Here is a 6233-nt window from a genome sequence, read left to right as displayed (position 1 = left end):
GTTAGGAGGCTGGAAAGATACCAAGCGCACAGGGCGTGCATCTGTGAAAGTGTTATGGCAAGGATGGCTTAAGTTACAAGCCATCCTGGAAGGCTACGATTTAGCAAAATCTCTTGAGTCAAACTTGTGATCAAGAGACAGCTTTATAGCGGCTTTTTATTCTCTGTATTTTCATGCAGTTCGAGTTTTGGTGCACTCATACCTTTGAGTAACCGACCAAATATATCAGCGCCGGTAATAATGCGCTTCACATCACTCCACACTAACACCACGTCGTGATCAATGGCCCCATCAAACGATTTATCTAAAGAATGACTAGCCCGTATTTTTAAAATAACTTCACTCAGGCGCATCGCTTCATCAGCAACAATAATAGGTCTGTGACAATAATGATAAGGGTCGAACGTCTCTGGTTCAAACAAGGCCGAACGTAAAAAGCCGTCAGCATCTACCACTAATAAAGGCCAACCGTCTTCATTGGTAATGATCACCCAGTTATAACCTGACTTATGTAGTTTTCGTAAAAACTCATTATCAGTCGTTAATGTAAGGTCTGGGAAAATAGGCAAATCAAGCTTAGTAGGCAAAGCAATAATAGAGTCTGGATCAATTACTTCACCCTCTTTGGTTACGCTTATTTCATCTAAGCTAAAAAAGTTAAGCGCGCCTATTCCCTCAACGTGCTGAACATCAGCCTCTTCTGCTTCTATGTGTTTGCGAATAATACCTCTGAGCTCACTTTCAGCAAAGTACGTAATCCCCTCTTTACCTAACCATGCATCGAGAATTAAAGCCGTTGGCTTAGCAACTACATAAAACAGAATCTGATAAAACTTAATTAGCGGCGAAAGTAGGCTCGCCATTTTTAGCGCATTACGCGAAAAATAAGCCTGCGGTGTTATTTCACCAATAATAGTAATTGCGATAGTTGAGAATAAAAACGAACTTGCACCCATTAATACCGAATCAGAAAGTAGTGTAAGTAGTACGTTAATACCTACGTTGCCCCACAAAATAGTCGATAATAAAAAGTTAGAGTCGTTTCGAAGGGCCATCACTTTTATGGCCGCCTCGTTCCCTTTTGCACTTTCCATTTCGAGCTGAAGCCTACTTAGTGAAAAAAACGCTAAGTTTAAGCCCGAAAATATTGCCGATTGTGAAATACACAAAGCAATTGCACACCAAATCATGACTTCAAAGGTCATTGTATTTTCCTGTTAGTAATACCAATTCACTTAATTAAGCGAATTGGTATAAGGCTTATAAAAGCAATAAACTGCCTAAACCTAAAAAGGTAACAAACCCAACAATATCGGTAACGGTAGTTAAAATTACCGAACCAGATAACGCAGGATCAATTTTCATTTTGTCTAAAATAGACGGAATAACAACACCCGCTAGTGACGCGGCCACTAAATTCAATAATATGGCTACCGTAATCGTAATACTAAGCATTAAGTCGTTAAACCATAAAAAGGTAAGCAGGCCGATTACAAACGCCCATACCAAGCCATTTACAGCGCCAACACGCAGCTCTTTTTTAAGCAACGCATTACGGTTTGAATCTGTAACCTGTCCGAGCGCTAAACCACGTACAATAACGGTTAATGTTTGACTACCTGCGATCCCGCCCATAGAAGCAACCACTGGCATTAATACAGCTAGTGCTACAACCTGTTCTATAGTTGCGCCAAATAAACCGATGAACCAAGACGCTAAAAAGGCAGTAGCTAAGTTAATACCTAACCATATACCACGGTTTTTAGCACTTTTTCGCACACTTGCGAACAGGTCTTCGTCTTCACGTAAACCACCGGCTTTAGCGGCAGCTTCATCAGCAATTTCTTGGCGTAATTCATACGCTGAGGCAATGGTTAATCGCCCAAGTAATTTGTTATCAGCATTAACCACTGGCAGTGCCATTTTTTCACTGTGGATCACCACTTCTGCCGCTTCATATAAATCATCATCAGCATGGAGCGATGAAAAGTCATGATTTGCCAATGTCATTAAGTTATCGGTGTCGCTGGCTTTTATTAAATCATTTACCGCAACCTCACCTATTAAGCTGCCCTTACGGCTTACCAAATAAATAACCTCACTGTATTGCGGTAAACCTTTATGTAGCAATTTTTTAGCGCCACCGGCAGTTAGCTTCTCTGATACTTTTAAAAAGTCAAAACCTAACCAGTGACCAAGTTGTTCTGGCGGGTATTGCTGCGCTAAATCATATTGTTTGGTTTGCGCTTCATCGAGTTGCTTTTTTGCATACTCAACAAATCGCTCTGGTATAACTTCTTCAAGTTCCAGTAGCTCTTCTACATTAACTTCATCAAGAAGTTTAAAAGCCTCAGTGTCTTCTAGTGTTTGCAGCAACCACAAGCAACTATCTTCACTTAAATTAACAAAAATTTCGTGTTGCGTGTCTTCGTCAAGCAACTGCCAAATTTCAAGTCGTTGTTCTTTTGGTATCGCCTCAAAAAGTAATGACAGGTGCTCTGTTGAAAGCGTTAACTGCGCATCTGCTAATAATTTATTTTTGCGTTCTGTTGTATCGCATTGCAATAAATCATTTATGAGCTGTGGAAGTTGGTCTACCGGATACTCAATCATCTTAAAACCTTAAAATTTAAAAGCGCACATTATTTATAGTCTACTTGAACAATAAAAAATTGCAGAAAAAACGTGAACTTATTAAGCATGCGCAAGCTATTTTTGCGCATTGTATGGGCAAACTAAATGCAGTACTAATATTTATTTTAAAAAATTAAAAAAACAGTAAAAGGAATTGTTTTTGAGGGATTAAACAACAAGTAAGCAAACCAAAGGGATTACTTATAATAAAAAAAATCCCATATTAGCTAGGCTAATATGGGCAAAATCACACAATGAATTAGGTGTTTTTAAATTACGGTTTGTGCTTTAAATTAAAGTCTATCAGTAATATTTCGTACTAAGTCTGAATCTACAAATTGAGTAATAAGTGCAGCGCCCCACGCATAGCCACGCTGTATTGGGTAACCTTTAAAAATCCAGCGTTTACGCACGTGATTAAAGCGCTCTAAATAGTCCTGCTTTTTTTGTGGTAGAGGTTGCTCACCCAATTTATTCCATGCTTTATATACACCTGACATGTCAGACCCTCGCATAAAGCGTTGCAACCAGCGCGGAAAACGTGAAAAGCTAATAGTGGACTGAAAATCAATAAAATAAGGTTTACCGTCTGCGCCACATAAAATGTTACCCATATTACGCAAGTCTAAATGCACGATGCCTTTACGATGCATTTTTGCTACTTGACGCTCAAGCTCGCTAAAAAAGCTTACTGGTAGCGTTTTATCTTCATGAATTAAAGCGCGCAGTGGTGTGCCTTCAATATAGTTATAAGCTACGGCTATCGGCGATAGTCTACAAAAGCGGTTAGCAACTGCATCAAGCTCAGCTAAACGGCTCAATCCTTTATATTCTTGGTTTACAGATAGTCGCGCAAATGTTTTGCGGATAAACCAGGGGCTTTGGCTAAAATCTTTAACAATTAAATCAAATTCATTATCTTTATATCGATACACAATCGCGTTAGCAAAACGTCCCTTATGGACAACACTTAAGTGATGTTGCATAAAAGTATGTTCTGGATATTGCTGCTGTAATTGTACTAACAAATTATTTTCAATCATAACAAACCTAACAAGATGATAACTTTAATTGCCTAGGCAACTATATTATCAAAGTTAGATTCTACGCACAATCAGATCAACTAATTAGCACGCTAACTTTCTGTTGAAACAGTATCGCTATTTTATTGATAATCTATTTGTGGGGGGAGTTTCGGGTAATGTATCTAGATTATTTATAGCTTTAAATAGTAAGTCTATTATTTGGTTTTTTTCTGACTCTGAAAAACCATTTAATGCTTGAGCATAGACTTCGTTTACTACAGGCATAATTTCAGGACAAAGAGCTTTACCTTTTTCACTTAAACACAAAATAGTTGAGCGCTTATCAAGCTCACATTGCGTTTTAATAATGAGTCCTTTTTCTTCAAGTCGGTTTAGTAAGCGGCTCATAGCGCCACGATCATAAACCATATACTCACAAAGTCCTGCAAGCGTATTAACCGACTCTCTCGCAAGTAGTACAACCACAATATATTGCGCTGAGGTTAAGTCCATAGGAAGTAACTTGGCATCAACATGAATGGCTAATCTCGAGCGTAAAAAAGACACTAAACGCCCCAAGTCTTGCTCTGGCGCTAACTCTTCTCGAGTACAACGTTTAATTGATGGCATGTTTTGCATGGTTATTCCACTGTATAGGTATATTTGCATGCTGATAGACCTTAACACATACAAAAAATTCAATAATTTTTATAAAAACTAAGCAGCTAAAACTAAGCCACAAAAATAAAGCCGCTATTAGCGGCTTTTACTGTAAAGCTTTAAACTTTGTTAAATTTTAAACTGGCCAACAAGCTGGCCTAAGTTTTCACCACGCGCAGCTAAATGCTGGCCTACCGAAGAGGTAGTTTTGCTTGAAATAGTTAGTTCATTAACGATTTCTTGAATGGCAAATACATTACGGTTTATTTCTTCTGTAACGCTACTTTGCTCCAGCGCCGCTGTCGCAATTTGCGTACTCATGTCGTTAATTGATCTAACTGAGGTTGTTACCGCACCTAAACTTTCTGAAATAGCACGAGACGATTCTACTGAGCGATTACAACTATTCTGACTCGCTTGCATTGCGGCTACAGCATCCGATACTAAATTATGTAACTCACTCAACATTTCACTAATCTCTAATGTGCTAACTTGAGTACGACTTGCTAAGCTTCTTACCTCATCAGCAACAACAGCAAACCCTCGCCCTTGCTCACCTGCTCGTGCAGCTTCTATTGCAGCATTAAGTGCAAGTAAATTTGTTTGCTCGGCAATTCCACCAATTACGCTTAGTACACTATTAATCTTTTTAGATTGATCACTGAGTGAATCAACTTGTTCTGCGGCTAGGTTTATCTCGCCCATTAGGTTAGACACCTCACTGAGTGAAATATCAACACACTCTTGAGCTTTAGCAACTTCTTGCGTTGCCGCTTGGGTTGACTCTGCCACTTGATTCGTATTTTGAGCCACCTCATGAGAAGTAGCCGACATTTCGGTAATAGCCGTCGCAACAAGGTCTGTTTCATGATTGTGATTAAGTAGTTTGTCTTCAATTAATCGTGTTTGTGTATTTATATCACTAGAGGCTGTTTTTACATCGTGTGTTACATCAACCACATTGGCAATAATGCCATGTAGCTTACTTACAAACATATTAAATGCTTCGCCAAGTTGGCCTATTTCATCGTTAGTATCAATGTCTAAACGTTTGGTTAAATCGCCCTCACCTTTAGCAATGTCGTCAAGGCTTTGCGCCATACGCTGTATTGGTTTTACCATTGTATTTGCGGCAACTAACGCACATATAATAGTTAACACAACCCAAAATAAAGCAATTAGCAATAAGGTCACTACCTTATCATTCATGTGCTCTTGCATTGCTGTTTGATATTTAAGTAGTTCTGCGTCTATATCATCCATATATGCGCCAGTACCAATCATCCAGTTTGTACCTGGGATCATTGCTGCATAGCCCATTTTTTCAACTAAGCCTGTGGTATTTGGTTTTTGAAAATGATAGTTAAAAGCGCCACCGCCTTTTCTAGCTTGATCTAATAAACCCACTATTATTTTTTTACCGTTAGGGTCAGTCATCCCTATTTTGTTTTGCCCTTCAATAGCATCACCTAATAATGCATGAAAAACACTAACGCCATTTGTGTCGTATATAAAAAAGTAACCACCTTGACCAAATGTTAAATCTCTTAAAGCGTTTTTAGCATCTTGCTCAGAGCCATTTGCTATTTGATAGCGCATAATTTTACTGGCAATTTCCACCTCGGTGCTTAGCAACGTTTGTTTGTCACTTATTAGTTTAGTTTGAAATGCTTCAAAATTTTGTTGCTGATTTTTATTCTCTAAATAATAAGAACTCAGCATCAAGCTAATCAAAAGTAGCATTAAGGGCAATATAGCTAATAACAACAGTTTGTTTTTCAAGCTTAAATTACTCATTATTTCTCCGGGGTATATAAATGCATATATAGCGACAATAGCCAAAAATTAAATTACGGCTGTTTACATTGTTTTATTGGGTTTAAAAGCATAGTAAATAAAAACAAATTGGTGGGA

General features: G+C 38.3%; 5 protein-coding genes. All 5 read right to left on the bottom strand.

Annotated features, from left to right (window positions below):
* Positions 1-143: 143 nt before the first annotated feature.
* The gene (locus I6F44_RS15885; protein ID WP_007584829.1) at positions 144-1205 is read right to left on the bottom strand and encodes a DUF21 domain-containing protein; all 1062 of its coding nucleotides are present in this window, start codon (positions 1203-1205) and stop codon (positions 144-146) included.
* A gap of 55 nt (positions 1206-1260) precedes the next feature.
* Positions 1261-2613 carry a magnesium transporter gene (locus tag I6F44_RS15880; protein ID WP_007584828.1) on the bottom strand — a complete coding sequence of 451 codons (1353 nt, stop codon included), beginning with the start codon at positions 2611-2613 and terminating at the stop codon, positions 1261-1263.
* Between the two features lie 314 nt (positions 2614-2927).
* Positions 2928-3677 carry a serine/threonine protein kinase gene (locus I6F44_RS15875; RefSeq protein WP_197174157.1) on the bottom strand — a complete coding sequence of 250 codons (750 nt, stop codon included), beginning with the start codon at positions 3675-3677 and terminating at the stop codon, positions 2928-2930.
* 117 nt (positions 3678-3794) lie between these two features.
* Positions 3795-4328 (bottom strand): MarR family winged helix-turn-helix transcriptional regulator, encoded by a 534-nt coding sequence (locus I6F44_RS15870; RefSeq protein WP_231612864.1) that lies wholly within the window; start codon positions 4326-4328, stop codon positions 3795-3797.
* 120 nt (positions 4329-4448) lie between these two features.
* Positions 4449-6116, bottom strand: a complete 1668-nt coding sequence (locus I6F44_RS15865; protein WP_197174156.1) for a methyl-accepting chemotaxis protein — start codon at positions 6114-6116, stop codon at positions 4449-4451.
* Positions 6117-6233 lie beyond the last annotated feature (117 nt).

Origin of the sequence: Pseudoalteromonas sp. NZS11_1 (assembly GCF_015864275.1) — a bacterium.
GTDB lineage: Bacteria > Pseudomonadota > Gammaproteobacteria > Enterobacterales > Alteromonadaceae > Pseudoalteromonas > Pseudoalteromonas arctica.
Note: the sequence above shows the minus strand (reverse complement) of the source record. Positions and strands in the feature narration are given on the sequence as shown.